The organism is Bacillus sp. TH30 (assembly GCF_016650875.1).
GTDB lineage: Bacteria > Bacillota > Bacilli > Bacillales > Bacillaceae_G > Bacillus_A > Bacillus_A mycoides.
The window spans coordinates 4,811,604-4,826,193 of the sequence record NZ_JAEKEY010000002.1 but is presented as its reverse complement, the minus strand read 5'-3'; the positions used below and the strand labels follow the sequence as shown (position 1 = coordinate 4,826,193).

Sequence of the window (14,590 nt, the reverse complement as noted above, 5' to 3'; positions counted from 1 at the left end):
TCTAACAAATTTTGTTAGAAGTTTTTTAAAATACGTGATATTTTATTTGTCAATTTTTTTAATCTTCCTTATTGATTTCTATTGTGCCTGTTCTAGCACTAACCTTTAAAATATTTAATAGATTCTCAGGTGTCTTGATTTCCACTTCATATTCAAATTTAGATTGTGCTAAGTTGTCATCTTCTAATTCGAATTCTTTTTTCACATTAATAATTTCTCCATTTGTATGAGCTAAAGAAATTTCACGAACTTGTTTCTCTGTGTAGTTTTCATTCTTTTTCGCATAATTGTAGCCCATACCATAATATCCACCAACAATAGCAATACCACTTACTAAAATAGCAATTACACTTATAATTATTTTCTTTTTATGTTTTAACATTTCCATCCACTCCTTAATAATTAATCATTTATTCCAAATCTTGCTTCAAGTGCATTTTCTGCTTGCTCTAATTGATCTTCAAGTATATCTTGTTCTCTTTCTTGTATTTGATATTGTTCAACAGTTATCGTTCCAGCGTGAAAATCTGCTTCTAGCTGATCATCAGATAGATCTATCTTGTCATCTAATTGGTCAATTTCTTTTTTTGCTGCTAAGTACGTATTTAAGTTATCTTCTTTTGCTCCAACTGGTTTCGTATTATTTGCCTTTTCTACAATAGATGTGACTTCGTTTTTGAAATCTTGTGTTTGCTTAGTATCATTCATAGCAGGCCCTGTTTTGTGTGGTTCTTGTTGTAGTTGAGCACCTTCTTTTTGTGATTTATCGTTTTCTACTTTCAGTTGTTGTACTTCTGTATCGTTATCAGCTTGAGTCGAACAAGCTGTTAAGAATAAACAAGACATTGCTCCAATCATCATCCATTTTCCCATTATGTTCTCCTCCCTTTACATGTGCACCTGATCCATGTCTTTATATTACTGAACAAACATTAAAGGAAGATTAATGCGCAAAAAAATAAAATGATATAATTAAATAGTTTCTAATCTTTCTTTAATGTTTTGAAATTATAGTGATACATATAAATAAGAAGAAAAGGAGAATGTTAATGCGAGTTCTTATTGTCGAAGATGAACAAGATTTACAAAATATATTAGTAAAACGATTAAATGCAGAATATTATAGTGTCGATGGATGTGGGAATGGAGAAGATGCATTAGATTATATAAGCATGGCTACCTACGATTTGATTGTGCTTGACATTATGATTCCCGGAATAGATGGTTTACAAGTATTACAAAGATTACGCGCGGACAATAATACCACTCCTGTCTTGCTTCTTACAGCTAAAGATACAATTGATGATCGCGTAACAGGACTCGACTTAGGTGCGGACGATTATTTAGTAAAGCCGTTTGCTTTTGATGAACTGTTAGCAAGAATTCGAGTGTTGATGCGAAGAAAAACAGGAAATACATCTAATGTGTTTGAAATCGCTGACCTAGTGGTGGATTGCAATATGCATAAAGTAACAAGAGGAGATCAAGTTATCAATCTTTCCAGTAAAGAATTTGCTATTTTAGAATATATGATTCGTAATAAAGAAGTTGTGTTGACACGAGATAAAATTGAGCAACATGTGTGGAATTACGACTATGAAGGTGGCTCGAATATTATTGATGTTTACGTCCGATACCTTCGTAAAAAAATTGATAGCCAGTTTGAAACTAAGTTAATTCATACTGTACGAGGCACTGGTTACGTATTGCGAGTTGAATCATGAAAAGACTATCAATAAAAATGAGAGTGACCCTATGGTATACGGGGCTAGTTGTAATTATTATGGCACTCGTGTTAGCTTTTATTTTAACTTCTTCAGATAAAGTTTTGCTTTTTAATATGAAAAATCAATTGAAGAGCACAGTAAAAGAAAGCATTGGAGATATCGAATATAAGCATGGACAGTTAAAGATTGACGATGAATTTGAAGCCTTAGAAGATGGAGTAAATATCATCATTTATAGTAAACAAGGTGAGCTGCTGGCAGGACATAATCCAACAACCTTTAATAAAAAGGTATCGCTTAAATCCGATGAAATACAAACCATTAAAGACGGTAATAAGGAATGGATAGTATATGATTTTCTCCATAATGTAGGCGGCGATGAGCAAGTCTGGATTCGTGGCATAATGACCATGAATCAATTATCATCAACCATGAATACGCTTATTGTGGTAACACTCATCTCATTTCCATTACTTATTCTCATTGCGGCAGTGGGAGGATATTTTATTACGCAAAGAGCGTTTCGACCTGTGCAACAAATGAGTGATTCAGCCAGTGAAATTGGTGATGGTAAAGACCTTTCGAAGAGAATTAATTTACAAGGTTCATCGAAAGACGAAATGTATCATTTAGCACAAACCTTTGACAAAATGTTTGAGCGATTGGAGACATCATTCGAAAGTGAAAAACAATTTACATCTGACGCATCTCATGAATTAAGAACACCAACATCTGTTATTATTTCGCAATGCGAATACGCTTTATCGCAGAGGAATAATCCGAAAGAAATGGAAGAATCGTTAGAAGTAATTTTAAGGCAATCGCGTAAAATGTCCGTGTTAATCTCGCAACTCTTATTATTAGCACGAGTTGACCAAGAAAAGCATAATACTTTTCAATTTGAATGTATCAATATGAGTGAATTAACGGAAATCGTTGTAGAAGAGCTTTCATTAATGGTTCAAGAAGCTTCGATTAATATAACAACACATATAGAGGAAGACCTGTTTATTAAAGCAGATCAAACATTGATGATGCGTTTATTAATGAATTTACTAACGAATGCGATTGCTTATAGCAAAGCGAACGGCACTGTGAATATGCAACTGTTCCGGGATGAAACCAACATAATAGGTAAAGTCTCCGATAATGGCATAGGCATCAGCGAGCAACATATTGCGAAAATATGGGACCGCTTCTATCGAGTTGACGCAGCACGAACATCTTCAAACAATGGAAACACAGGTTTAGGATTGTCGATGGTAAAATGGATTATAGAACTACACGGAGGAGAAATTACCGTTGAAAGTGAATTAGGAGAAGGCAGTACTTTTACATTTAAACTACCAATTGAAAACCGAGCATAATGTATGCTCGGTTTTAGCTTTAGAATACAGATTGATTAAAAATCTCTCTTCAGTCCTTATTTAAAAGTAAATACAAAAACTCCATTTTGAAAAAAAGCGATCAAAATGGAGTTACTCTTTTTAGCTATATATGAGATTTTATAAAACCATCTACTTAAATCTATTTTCCAAGTATACCATTCAACAATCTGAAATATTCTAATCAACACAATCACTCATTTAACTAAAAAAATTGGTTAATTGCATAATGCTCTTCTGACTTTCCTTGCAAAAGTTAGTGGATCATCAACGTCTTCGATATTAACGTAAATTAAATTTGGATCATCACATAACCACTCATTGTGTATAGACGAAACAATTATTCCTTGTTTAATAATTGTAGCAACAAATTCAGTGACTTCCTTTTGTAAGAGTGCTACCCGCCCTAGACATAATGCCCGTCCAGTTTTATTATCTCGTGATTCGAATGAGAAGGAAGTTGTTACTCTAAAACGTTTCCCCAAGATTGTTGCTTGTATTTCATCTCGATTTATTGTTGCCACGCATTTTCCACCGGCGAATCCTTCTTGGCCGCCGATAATTCTTGCAAACTGTTGACAAATTGATTCCTCATTAATCGCCATACCTTCAATCATCCCCCCTTTTACTGTTAGGTTATGAATGAATACATAGGTCTGAAACGGTAATGAATCTATTCTATTACAAAAAAGATAATGGCAATCTAACGAAAACTGTTAGCTCAATTATTCTTGATCATTTGAATTAACTCGGCTATATATGTTAAGACATTTTTTGAGAGCATAAAAAAGACACCCTAAGGTGCCATCCTCCGACTTGAGAATCATATCTATGTATGGAGAAATTTAGAAAAGAGAAACTTCTAACTATAACTTATAGAGCTCTTATACCATGAATTACTTACATACATATTTCCTTATTTACCCGAAGAAGAATCCCGTTATATTACTTTCTGATCAGTCTCGTTAAAGCCATCCCAATAAATCCAGCATGAGTATCACCTAATATAGATCCCACTCCTCCGCCAAAAAACATGCAGCCAACGAATACTAATCCTCCAATTCCCCAATTCGGCCGTTCCATAATTCAATCACATCCCTTCAATAAAACATATGCGATTAACTAGCCTAACTTTCTTGCATGGGATAGTTAATTATTTTGCTAGAGATGGTATCGTTATTCTGCATAGGTTCAGCCACTTTTAGTGAATTCAAAAAAACGGTGATTGACCGATTTGAAAGGATTTAACCTTGTCATTAGAGGATACATAAAAACCTGACAATTAATCAAAATAGATCATGCACTATGAAATAAAGTGAAACTTTAATCAGCTCCCAACAAACTTCTGTACCACCTAAATTTTGAGCTGGGAGTTTTACTTTCCACAAATAGTAAGAAGCTAAATATATAGTAAAACCCCAGAAATCCAAAGGTCTCTGGGGCTTCATTATATATTTAGCTCTTTTTGCTTTTTGTTTTGTTTATGTCTATGCAGCAATTTTCGACTTATGAGAGAAATCAGTAATAAGATCAGTATTAGTACGAAAAGTTGCATAAATGATAAATCAAAATATTTAGCACCTGTAACTATTAAAAGTGTAGAAATCGTACCTTTTACAATGAAAAAAATAATAATCCATAATCCGCCTTTTTTCCAGTTCATTTTTATTTTACCCTTTCCTACGCTTAAATTCTTAAATGGGACACCTTAATAGAAATCTATTATATTAATAAAAAAGTAAACTTTTTCACAAAAATCATGTCCAATTACATGCGACGATTTCATAATAAATGAAAATGATATTCAGTGTCAATTTTATTGACTATTTGAATATCTATTTATCATCTCAATCTCTTTCTACTTCGTTTCTTATAGGCAATGAACTCTTGTTTTCAAACAAAAAAAACACCTCCATTGAATTTGCACACTAAATATGCGAATTCAAGAGGTGTTTTTTCATGTACCATCAGATAAGATTTCCTGCTTTATTTATTTCTTGATACGTAGCTATTTTCTAGTACACAATAACTGGATCATTAGTGTTCAAACTATCATATACAGTTTTTGCAACATTAGGAAGAAGGTTTACACACCCACCTGATCCCCCTGTTAAATAAGCATTATTTGCCCAGTCTTTTCGCCAGCCTGCATCATGGAATCCTTGGCCGCTATTTGTGAATGGCACCCAGTAATCTACTTTAACTGCATAATCAGCTTTACCTACTGCGCTGCCTTTGAGCGTGTATGGTGTTCGTTTATATAGAACGTACCACACACCTGGTGATGTATCTTCACTCGTGCTATGTTTACCAGTTACTACATTTGTTGTGACGACTAATTTCCCATCTTTATAAATCCAAATTTGTTGATCTGCAATTGAAACTTCCGCATACGTGTCTCCGATGCCATTATTCGATGTTGTTTCATAACCGATACCTTCCTTCTCCCAACCATTTCCATGGATATTAGAAGCAGATAGCGATTTTTCACCCTTTTCAAAAGCTTGTTGAACTTGTTTTGTTTCTTTTTCAACATCTAGTGCCCAGCCGTAGCCTTGTCCTTTTACTGATATGACCGAACCGGAATGGGTTTTAAAGCTGAAATTTTTATTTAATGTTGATTTAGCATTATTAATTTCAGCAATCTTATTCTTAATATCGCTCGCATCGATTGTCACTTTCATATCCTTTGACATAGAGGCATTTTGAATTAAATCTTTCGCTTTTAAAGGATAAACTTCATTCTGCACTTTATATTCAACTGACTGCCCAAGAAGATTCTGTAGTGCTTTCTCCTCTTTTTTGATAATCGGATCGTCTTCTTTAATAGGCTGTATGTATGTAGACTTCAGATGAATTTCGCTTTTATATTTCTGCTTGTCGTAATCTTTCAGTAGACTCGTAACGTCATACTGTTTTCCATCAACGCTCTTCGAAATAACAACTTTTCCTTGTTCCAGCTTCGCCATAGCATCCTGAGGCGCTTGTAATTTTTCATTCATAGAGATGAGCTTTTCTTCTACAAGTTTTTTCATCGTTTCACTACGATACTGATCCGCCTTTTCCGGTAGCAATGAATAATTTTTTTCCTTTGAAGAAGGGAAAAATGTCCACTGGCTTTTTAATAGTTTCTTAACTTGAGGCAAATCTTTTTCCGTAAGTTCCGTTTTTGTATCTTTTTCATCTAAAATTTGTTGTTGATCAACATAGACTTTGTTTTCTAGTCCAGATGTTTTTAATTTCTGTATTGCCTGATCAGCGTTCAGACCACCGACTTTTGTGTCATTAATCGTAACATTTGAATTGAAGTGAGTTGCCTGATAATAACTCATTCCTCCAATGAGAAGTACAATTACACCAACACCCGCTGCAATAAGCTTCCAATTTGTAAAACGTTTGCTTGATCTTACTCGTTTTCTCTCAACTTCTTCAACTGATTCATTTATTGGATTATTGTTCATCAATCTTTCCCCCGTATACATTAACGTCAATCGATTTTAAACTAAAACCATTGACTAGTGTACCTTATTTTTCCTAAAATTTCATTATTTTTAAAAAGATTTTATCGCATTTAATTAATTAAATTCGGGTTTTTCAATAGTACGATACATTGAATAACCCTTTACAAGTAATAAAGTGAAACTTTAATCAACTGTTACACCAAGGGATTTAGCTAAATCTCTTGTGAAAGCTTTTTCTCTTTACGTAAAATACGAAGTATGTTCTCCATTTTTATGAACATCACCCCTAATTTTGCCAAAAACTTTTACATTATTAGTTTATATAATTCTGTTATTAATGTTAATTTTTTTTTACATTTCAAAAAAAATAAACGATAATCCTTCTACATCTTAGAATAGAAAGAATACCGTTTTTTCGTTTAGAGTATTTGTATATACTTCCAAATATTAAGACGCTAGCATGGATGATGCCCCCGGGTATGAGAATCTAAAGTATTTGAATAAGAAACTTTACTCCGTTCGTTATAGTTATTTACATCATAATATAATTATATATATTTCTATCTTAAGGACTGAAAATAGCTATTTAAAAATATAGTTGCTAATTTTATTTCAATCTTCCTTGCACCCAAGTAGCAATATCATTTATAACATACTCAGGGATATTAGCAGGACTATAATATTCATCCGATTTACTTAATTCTCCATCTCCTTCTGTAAAGAAGTGATTTAACTTTGGATATAGTCGATAATCAATGTTATCTCTCTCTTTTAATTGTTCTTTCCAAAAAGGAATTTCAATTTTTGATGGAACTCGATCGTCTCTTTCTCCTTGAAGAATAAGAAGCGGTGTTTTTTGTTCTTTTGACATTTCTGCTGCTTTAATTTTACGGATAGAATCCCAATATACTGGTGGTCCTAAAGAAAAATCCTTTGGAGGATTCTGACTAGAGAAATTAGGATCCTTTAATAATTTAAATTGCGATTTGTAAAATTTATATTCTTCTGGTTTCATTTCTCCAATAGAAAGACGATACTCAAGTTGATCTAAAACATTGTCTGTGAATGCCTGGGCCGCTCCTCCCATCACAATTGCCCCAGCAATATTTTGATTTTGATTTTTTTCAATTATCCTCGGAATCATCATTCCACCTTGACTATGACCAAGAATATAAATTTGATTCTTATCTATCATAGGTTCATTTTGAAGAAAATGATTCACAAGAAGAGCATCATCTGTTGTCTCTTTATCAACTGTATAAAAAGGACTAAGTTCTGTTTTCAATCCATGTTCATAGGTTCGTTTATTATAGCGAAGGACAGCAATTCCTTTCGAGGCAAGACCTTCAGCTAAATCGCGAAATGGTTTTAAAGCATACGTTGCTGAATCCTGATCGGCTGCTCCAGCTCCATGAACAAGAATAACCGCTGGAAAAGGACCCTTTCCCTTTGGAATAGATAATGTTCCTGGTAATGGAAATGCACCACTTCCAACTACTACTTCTTTATCAATAAATGATTCAGGCTTACTATATGATGGCCGATCTGCAACAGGACTAAACGACATACTGAGTTGAAAATCATCTATTTTTCCAGATGGATCTAGTTTTATTAGTAAAGGTACAGTAATTTGTTCAAAAACTAATTTAATCTCTACATTTGTATGAACAGAATTTGTCTCTTTTTGTGTAACCTCTCCAATTTCTATAAAAGAACCTTTTTGTAATTGCGTAGGAAGTTCCTCCCAATAGTTCTTCAGCCATTTTTCGGATATTATTTTCTGTAATGATCGAGAAGTTAAACCAAATGCAGATTTATAATCTTCAGCATGCATAGAACGGATAAATGAAAGAGTAGTAGATATAACAGGATTTTCATCTTCAATATTGTCTATTTTTTTATATTTGTGTTGGTTTCCTTTAATGTCGATTTAAATGGGTGGCTGAAGGGGTATTATATGTATTTGGATATAAACTTGTTTTCAACACGTCCTTATTCCGTCCCTCGAACAAGTTTGAATAATCCTCGAAATTTTTAGGTGAAATTACTTCCTCCGCATATGAAACCGAAGGAATAGTTATCGCACAAATTGCACTGACAAGTAATAACTTACTCCCTATTCTTTTTTTCGTGCTCATATTTATTAATTCTCCCTTCACAATTAAAATTTTTAATACAGCATGCCTAGTACTATAAGGAAATAGAAATTTTCAAGGTAATTAATAATTTACTTTACGATCCCCCTAACAGGTTAAAAAGCTATTATAAACAAACTTTAATATAAAATGCCTTCTCCCTCTTTTTCCACATGTATGTTAACTCTAGAAATTACTTCTTTTCTTTAAAACACTCTTTTTACTGGTTTGTTTTTCATATATAAGTCGTACCTGTTTCCCCCTTCGCGCTACTTTATATTTTTATCATATACAATGAAAATCTCTCTTTCCTTACCTATTCCTTACAAATCCCTTACATCCAGAATCGCTTTTATAATAGTGCTGTAGGAACCTCTGTGCCCGAAAGCGCAAAAAAGAAACACCGATGTTATTTGCTTTGGTGCTTCTTTTTCTCGCTTTAAATTTTGATTATTTTTCTTGCTATGTAACACAAATTACATTGTGCTGTCTGGAACACTCCTAACGTTGTTAAAATCACTTGTTTCAATAGTAAAATTTATACTAGAGGGTACTCATATCCAACAGTTTAAGAAAAAGAAACGCCTCAAAACAAAAAATGAGCTGACTTCTCAAAATAACTAAATGTAGAGACAGAAAATTTTCATTTAAGGGTGACTTCAAAACCATTAACTTAAGAAACGGATATTCTCCAGAACGAAAAATAAGAAGGTTTCTTTCAAAATACTAGCTTGATGTACATTAATTGGCACCATAATATGATTGAATTAAACTCATTACAAACAGCTAAGAAAGTGATTGCTGGAATAGAAGTTATGCTTATAATCAAAAAAGGACAAACTCCCCAAGGGGAAAAGTTTGTCCAATACCATAATCGCTCTGGTTTAATAATATTTAATTCAGTTCCGCTAGGAATTTTTCATTCTTTTTTCATATCCCACTATTTTTGCATCAGAACTAACAATAGTAAATTAGAATAACGACTTAATACTCGCTAGGACAGTAAGGATACCTATAACAATAACAAATACATTGCTCATCTTCCCTCTATATTTAGCTAGTACAGGCACTTTACGAATTGCATACATTGGTAATAGACATAAGATAGCAGCAACTAACGGACCGCTAAGGGCATCAATGATTCCAAGAATACTTGGATTTGTATAAGCAACATACCAGCATGTTAATACGACAAAAGTAAGAATCATTGTCTTAACTGTTTTTTCTCCTATATCTTTCCCACGTTTTTTACCGGACTTGATAATCATGTCACGCATTACCTCATACGCCCCTATATAATGGCCAAGGAAAGACTTTGTAATAGCAACAAATGCAATGATAGGAGCCGCAATAGTGATTACTGGTGAATTAAGCTCATTAGCAAGATATGATAGGATTGACAAGTTCTGTTCTTTTGCCACCTTAAGATCATCTGGAGTCAAACTTAAAGTACTGCTCCAAACAAAGAACATAACAACAGCGAATGTCATGATATAACAAACTTTTTGTATTTGAGCACACTTGGCATCAGTAGCATCTATTCCATACGTAGCTCTCTGTTTCATAACGAATGACGAAATCATAGGAGAATGATTAAACGAGAATACTATGATTGGTAGTATCATCCATATTGTTCCAAAATATCCCGTTCCAGTTGAAGCAGTAGAAACACTTGAAAAACTTAGAATTGACGTATTCCACTGTGGAATTAAAGATATTGCGATAAAAAGTAGAGAAACAATGAAAGGATATACTAGCATGCTCATTATCTTTACAGTAATATCTTGACCAAAATTTAGTATAGCGATAAGACCGAGTACTAATACAAGCGATAAAATGGCCCTTGGAGGCTCCTGCATGTGCAATTGATGCACGATAAAACTACTTGCAGTATTTGTAAGTGCAACCGAATACATCAGCACGATCGTATAAATTGAGACGAAATATACTATGTTAAAAATGATACTTGCCTTATTTCCGAAATACTCTCTTATAGTACCCGTAATCCCCTCATCAGCAGAATTAGAAGCGTATATCATTTTAGCAAGCGCCCTATGTGAGTAATACATAACTGGATATGCAAGTATGGTAATTAACAGTAATGATAATAAACCACCTGAACCTGCATTAATAGGTAAGAAGAGTACTCCTGCTCCAATTGCTGTTCCAAAAAGACTCAATGCCCAGGTAGTATCCTGTTTATGCCACTTTTTAGGGTCTGGATATTTCTCATTTTTTACTGCAGTATTATCAGCTTGAAATTCTATGTTTTTTGCAGTATTCCCATTCATATAATAATTCCTCCTAGTTTCCTATTCTTACTTCTCTATTTAAGGCGTCGGAATATAGACCGTTCTTGAAAAATGAATTGCTTATAAAGTGCGCCACATCGTATATCCTTCTTCTAAGTTAATCAAAATCAAAAAATTAGCGAAGCATCAATCTGACGGGGTTGTTACAAAATACTCCAATTATATAGTAGTATATTTTATTAGTAATTCCCCCAATATACAGACATCCTTAGGCGAACAATAGAGAATAGATTGTTAACTATTTCACAATATACCCGATTATTGTTCATTGATTTGATTGTTTCTCTCCAAAGATTTTATTTTTAATGGCAATCCCTGTAGGTGTTGCTGCAATTCCACCTAAGCCTGTCTCTCTTAATTCGCGAGGCATCTGTCTTCCAACTCTATACATCGCTTCAATAACTTCGTCAGCATTGATGATATTGTTTACGCCGGCTAATGCGATGTCCGCTGCTGCTAAAGCATTTGCCGTTCCAATGGCGTTTCTCTTTACACAAGGAATTTCTACCAAACCAGCGACCGGATCACAAACTAAACCGAGTAAATTTTGTAATGCAATCGAAAAAGCTACAGAAGATTGCTGTGGCGTTCCACCTGCAGCTTCTACCGCAGCTGCAGCCGCCATCGCTGAGGCACTGCCTACTTCAGCTTGACATCCTCCGTACGCTCCTGAAATACAAGCGTTGTTTGCGACTATCGTTCCAAATAACGCTGAAGTAAATAGAAAATGAATCATATCTTCATGACTTAACTGCAACGTATCTTTAATACTAAATAGGACTCCCGGAATCGTCCCACTCGCACCTGCTGTTGGAGTTGCACAAATAGCTCCTAATGCAGCATTTACTTCATTAACACCGATAGCACTTTGGATCCCTAACACCATCAAATCTCCAGAAAGGGTTTTCCTATTTTCTCGATAGTTTTTAATTTTAACAGCATCACCTCCGGTTAAACCAGTTGGAGAAAATACACCGTCGCCCTCGATACTTTTATTTATAGCATTTTGCATAGTCGCTAAATTTCGTTCCATTTTACTCCAAACTTCTTCATAAGTAGATTTAGTTTGTTCAATTTCCTGTTCAATTGCTAATTCATAAATTGTCTTTTGGCTTTTATTAGTTGCATCCACAATTTCTTTTATGGCCATATACATATTTTTTCACTCCCTAATGTAACTAAAGAATAATGAGCTTAGCTATATTGCTTAAATTTCCTAATTCCTCCTGGAGATTACCAGGCAATAGCGAATCCAATGCGAATGCATATAAATATTTCCTATTTCCTTCTAAACTATGAAAGTTATTAATTTCTACATCATATTGTTTAAAGATCCTGCGTAAAACAAATTCAAAGTCAGCTCTTTCGGAAATTGCAATAATGACTGGCAATGGCCCCTGCAGATCTAAACTAAATCCGTCAATTTCAACATGTTTGATTTCAATTAATCCACCGCCGACAGAAATACCCATCGTTCTAATACTTCGACTTTCATCCTCTAAATATACATCTGCCGTATTTGGATGATCAGCAGGACTATCACCCGCTTTTTCAATAAAGGTAATGTCGATTCCTTTAGATTCTGCTATTTTAATAGCATCTGGCACTTCGCTGTCATCGGCTGCAAATCCTAGTATCCCAGCAATAATCGCAAAATCAGTTCCATGTCCTTTATGGGTTTCAGCAAATGATTCATAATACCTTACCACGACTTTTTTTGGAAGACCTTGAAATAATTTATTGGCTACTGTTCCAATAGCCAAAGCACCTGCAGTATGTGAACTTGAAGGACCTATCATTATGGGCCCAATCACATCAAAACAACTTTTGTATTTAACAACCTTTTTTTCTTTAATAGATGCTACATTCATGTTCATATAAGCACCCCCATAATTTATTATTTTTAATTGCAGTTGAATCTAAGTTACTAAAATGACTGATTCAAAACAAGACCTTATTGAAGGCGCTTTCATTCTCGTGTCAAATACACTTTTCCTTTTGATCACATACCTTTCTTAGAGTAATCATGTCAGTATGTCCAAATTTGAAAGGTTATTTACAATGTCATTAGGATTTTTGCAAAAAAACTAGGTTTGATACTTTCTCTAGAGGTAATAAATTCTTTCTCGACGCCCTCATTATAGCTTGTATATTTATGAGTACAATATTTTTTTATTTTTAGAAAGATTGAATAAACAGAATCTTGAATGGGTAATAGATTAGACTTAGCATGTAGCAATTGTGTCCTTTGTTTGAAGCTGTATTAGTTAGTAGAAAAGCAAAAATAACACAGAGTTCCTTTCATTAACACATTGATTATATTGGAAAATCATTATAATGATACTTATATTATCCTTTGTTGAAACATTTAATTTTGGACATGAAAGCTGTTGCAATAAATGATTAATATAGATAGCAAGTAATAAATTAATGAACTATAAAATCATTTTTGAATATCAATCATTAATTTTGCATTAATATTCATTTTTCAGAAAAAAGGAACTTCTTTTTTTATAATCTTAATTTAAAGTAATATTTTGGTAATATCCAACAATTTACACCATCCCCTTTACAGTTATGGAAACCCTAATTAGATTTAAAAAGAGAGAAGAGCTCATCGATGCTCCTCTCTCTTTTTTATTTACTTAAGATTACTATTCAAATTGCTTATTGCATCTTTAAGCTGATTTTTAAATTATAAACTTTAATTTCCATACTTCTTTACAAGCCGATAAATGAAAAAAGTATATGTTCCTTCAAAATTAAGTTATAAAAGAGTTATGTTTTCCTGTAACATATTATTCATCCTTCTATTCACAGACAGTACGCTTCCACACTAAATAAAATCTCTCCGTAAACGTCCAATAGCTCTAAAATATACAAATATTGAAGAATATGAAAAAAACACTCTTATGAGTGCCCTTCTTAGCAACTAAGTCCGCTGCAACTATTATCATTACCCGATGAATTTTGCCTGTAAGAGGAAATTTTAAGTTCATATTTAATTATTAAAATAAACCGAACCAAAGTTTTCATTAAATCTTTTACACCAAACAGAAACCGAACCATATTCACTTACATCTATCCCTTCAGGAATTTCGTAGTTTTGGTCTCCTTTATTTCCCTTTAATTTTCCTAATTCAATATACTGATAGTTTTTCACGTCTTCATTATTTTTCAAACGATTTGTAGGAACTAATACAACTCGTACATCTGGCCCATTAGATGTTGCAAAATCAGAAAGTCGTAAAACACGTTTTCCATCCGCTAATTGGTAAATTTTTGCCGTTCCAGTTGTTTCATGGACACCGTTTTGAAACTGACCTTCCCTTATTACTCGATCACTTTGTTGCCTTACTTCAGTTGATTGTATCTCCGCTTGTGGCAATGATTCATTTACGTGCTTATCAATAAATAATTTCTCTGGTCGGAACAATGACCATAAAATCCCCAATACAATTATCAAACCACCTATAAGCCATACATATTTTCTTTTCATAAAGTAAAAAACCTCCTGTAACATACTGTGTAGTAGTATGTTAACAAGAAGGTCTTTCATTTTTCTAACGT

Annotated in this window: 12 protein-coding genes and 2 pseudogenes; 3 read left to right on the top strand and 11 right to left on the bottom strand. The window is 33.6% G+C overall.

All coding sequences use genetic code 11. The features are described from left to right. Nucleotides 1–58: 58 nt before the first annotated feature. Both JFU20_RS26880 and JFU20_RS26875 read right to left on the bottom strand, forming a co-directional pair. Nucleotides 59–382, bottom strand: a complete 324-nt coding sequence (locus JFU20_RS26880; RefSeq protein ID WP_002084636.1) for a PepSY domain-containing protein — start codon at nt 380–382, stop codon at nt 59–61. A 20-nt stretch (nt 383–402) separates the two neighbouring features. Further along, nucleotides 403–873, bottom strand: coding sequence for a hypothetical protein (locus JFU20_RS26875; protein ID WP_201039095.1), 471 nt, complete (start codon nt 871–873; stop codon nt 403–405). A 176-nt stretch (nt 874–1,049) separates the two neighbouring features. On the opposite strand from JFU20_RS26875, the gene JFU20_RS26870 reads away from it, so the two are divergent. Both JFU20_RS26870 and JFU20_RS26865 read left to right on the top strand, forming a co-directional pair. After that, nucleotides 1,050–1,724, top strand: coding sequence for a response regulator transcription factor (locus JFU20_RS26870; protein WP_002084633.1), 675 nt, complete (start codon nt 1,050–1,052; stop codon nt 1,722–1,724). Beyond that, nucleotides 1,721–3,094 carry a sensor histidine kinase gene (locus JFU20_RS26865; RefSeq protein WP_201039094.1) on the top strand — a complete coding sequence of 458 codons (1,374 nt, stop codon included), beginning with the start codon at nt 1,721–1,723 and terminating at the stop codon, nt 3,092–3,094. The genes JFU20_RS26870 and JFU20_RS26865 overlap by 4 nt, the downstream gene beginning before the upstream one ends. Before the next feature lie 236 nt (nt 3,095–3,330). On the opposite strand, the gene JFU20_RS26860 is transcribed toward JFU20_RS26865, so the two are convergent. The 5 genes and pseudogenes from JFU20_RS26860 to JFU20_RS26840 all read right to left on the bottom strand — a co-directional run bounded on the left by JFU20_RS26860 (nt 3,331) and on the right by JFU20_RS26840 (nt 8,711). Further along, nucleotides 3,331–3,717, bottom strand: a complete 387-nt coding sequence (locus JFU20_RS26860; protein WP_002165462.1) for a DUF1259 domain-containing protein — start codon at nt 3,715–3,717, stop codon at nt 3,331–3,333. A gap of 340 nt (nt 3,718–4,057) precedes the next feature. Further along, complete coding sequence (locus JFU20_RS26855) at nt 4,058–4,195, bottom strand: hypothetical protein (RefSeq protein WP_201039093.1); 138 nt, start codon at nt 4,193–4,195, stop codon at nt 4,058–4,060. A gap of 364 nt (nt 4,196–4,559) precedes the next feature. Further along, on the bottom strand, nt 4,560–4,775 hold the full coding sequence (locus tag JFU20_RS26850; RefSeq protein WP_002017170.1) for a hypothetical protein: 216 nt from the start codon (nt 4,773–4,775) through the stop codon (nt 4,560–4,562). 352 nt (nt 4,776–5,127) lie between these two features. Beyond that, nucleotides 5,128–6,573 carry a L,D-transpeptidase family protein gene (locus JFU20_RS26845; protein ID WP_002165460.1) on the bottom strand — a complete coding sequence of 482 codons (1,446 nt, stop codon included), beginning with the start codon at nt 6,571–6,573 and terminating at the stop codon, nt 5,128–5,130. A 607-nt stretch (nt 6,574–7,180) separates the two neighbouring features. Then, nucleotides 7,181–8,711 (bottom strand): annotated as a pseudogene (locus JFU20_RS26840) (alpha/beta hydrolase). A 752-nt stretch (nt 8,712–9,463) separates the two neighbouring features. Here JFU20_RS26840 and JFU20_RS30285 point away from each other — a divergent pair. Next, a pseudogene (locus tag JFU20_RS30285) lies at nt 9,464–9,574 on the top strand (IS6 family transposase); the annotation flags it as partial. 105 nt (nt 9,575–9,679) lie between these two features. Here the strand turns inward: JFU20_RS30285 and JFU20_RS26835 are convergent. The 4 genes from JFU20_RS26835 to JFU20_RS26820 all read right to left on the bottom strand — a co-directional run bounded on the left by JFU20_RS26835 (nt 9,680) and on the right by JFU20_RS26820 (nt 14,519). Then, nucleotides 9,680–10,999, bottom strand: a complete 1,320-nt coding sequence (locus JFU20_RS26835; protein WP_002165456.1) for an aromatic amino acid transport family protein — start codon at nt 10,997–10,999, stop codon at nt 9,680–9,682. Between the two features lie 286 nt (nt 11,000–11,285). Continuing rightward, nucleotides 11,286–12,176: an L-serine ammonia-lyase, iron-sulfur-dependent, subunit alpha gene (gene sdaAA / locus JFU20_RS26830; RefSeq protein ID WP_002165455.1), complete on the bottom strand. Its 891-nt coding sequence runs from the start codon at nt 12,174–12,176 to the stop codon at nt 11,286–11,288. 22 nt (nt 12,177–12,198) lie between these two features. After that, on the bottom strand, nt 12,199–12,897 hold the full coding sequence (gene sdaAB, locus JFU20_RS26825; protein ID WP_002128064.1) for an L-serine ammonia-lyase, iron-sulfur-dependent subunit beta: 699 nt from the start codon (nt 12,895–12,897) through the stop codon (nt 12,199–12,201). A gap of 1,124 nt (nt 12,898–14,021) precedes the next feature. After that, nucleotides 14,022–14,519 carry a DM13 domain-containing protein gene (locus JFU20_RS26820; protein ID WP_201039092.1) on the bottom strand — a complete coding sequence of 166 codons (498 nt, stop codon included), beginning with the start codon at nt 14,517–14,519 and terminating at the stop codon, nt 14,022–14,024. Nucleotides 14,520–14,590: the final 71 nt, after the last annotated feature.

Coding starts and splice junctions, on each gene's coding strand:
- JFU20_RS26880 (WP_002084636.1), bottom strand. CDS start 382: ATGTTAAAACATAAAAAGAAAATAATTATAAGTGTAATTGCTATTTTA.
- JFU20_RS26875 (WP_201039095.1), bottom strand. CDS start 873: ATGGGAAAATGGATGATGATTGGAGCAATGTCTTGTTTATTCTTAACA.
- JFU20_RS26870 (WP_002084633.1), top strand. CDS start 1,050: ATGCGAGTTCTTATTGTCGAAGATGAACAAGATTTACAAAATATATTA.
- JFU20_RS26865 (WP_201039094.1), top strand. CDS start 1,721: ATGAAAAGACTATCAATAAAAATGAGAGTGACCCTATGGTATACGGGG.
- JFU20_RS26860 (WP_002165462.1), bottom strand. CDS start 3,717: ATGGCGATTAATGAGGAATCAATTTGTCAACAGTTTGCAAGAATTATC.
- JFU20_RS26855 (WP_201039093.1), bottom strand. CDS start 4,195: ATGGAACGGCCGAATTGGGGAATTGGAGGATTAGTATTCGTTGGCTGC.
- JFU20_RS26850 (WP_002017170.1), bottom strand. CDS start 4,775: ATGAACTGGAAAAAAGGCGGATTATGGATTATTATTTTTTTCATTGTA.
- JFU20_RS26845 (WP_002165460.1), bottom strand. CDS start 6,573: ATGAACAATAATCCAATAAATGAATCAGTTGAAGAAGTTGAGAGAAAA.
- JFU20_RS26835 (WP_002165456.1), bottom strand. CDS start 10,999: ATGAATGGGAATACTGCAAAAAACATAGAATTTCAAGCTGATAATACT.
- sdaAA (WP_002165455.1), bottom strand. CDS start 12,176: ATGTATATGGCCATAAAAGAAATTGTGGATGCAACTAATAAAAGCCAA.
- sdaAB (WP_002128064.1), bottom strand. CDS start 12,897: ATGAACATGAATGTAGCATCTATTAAAGAAAAAAAGGTTGTTAAATAC.
- JFU20_RS26820 (WP_201039092.1), bottom strand. CDS start 14,519: ATGAAAAGAAAATATGTATGGCTTATAGGTGGTTTGATAATTGTATTG.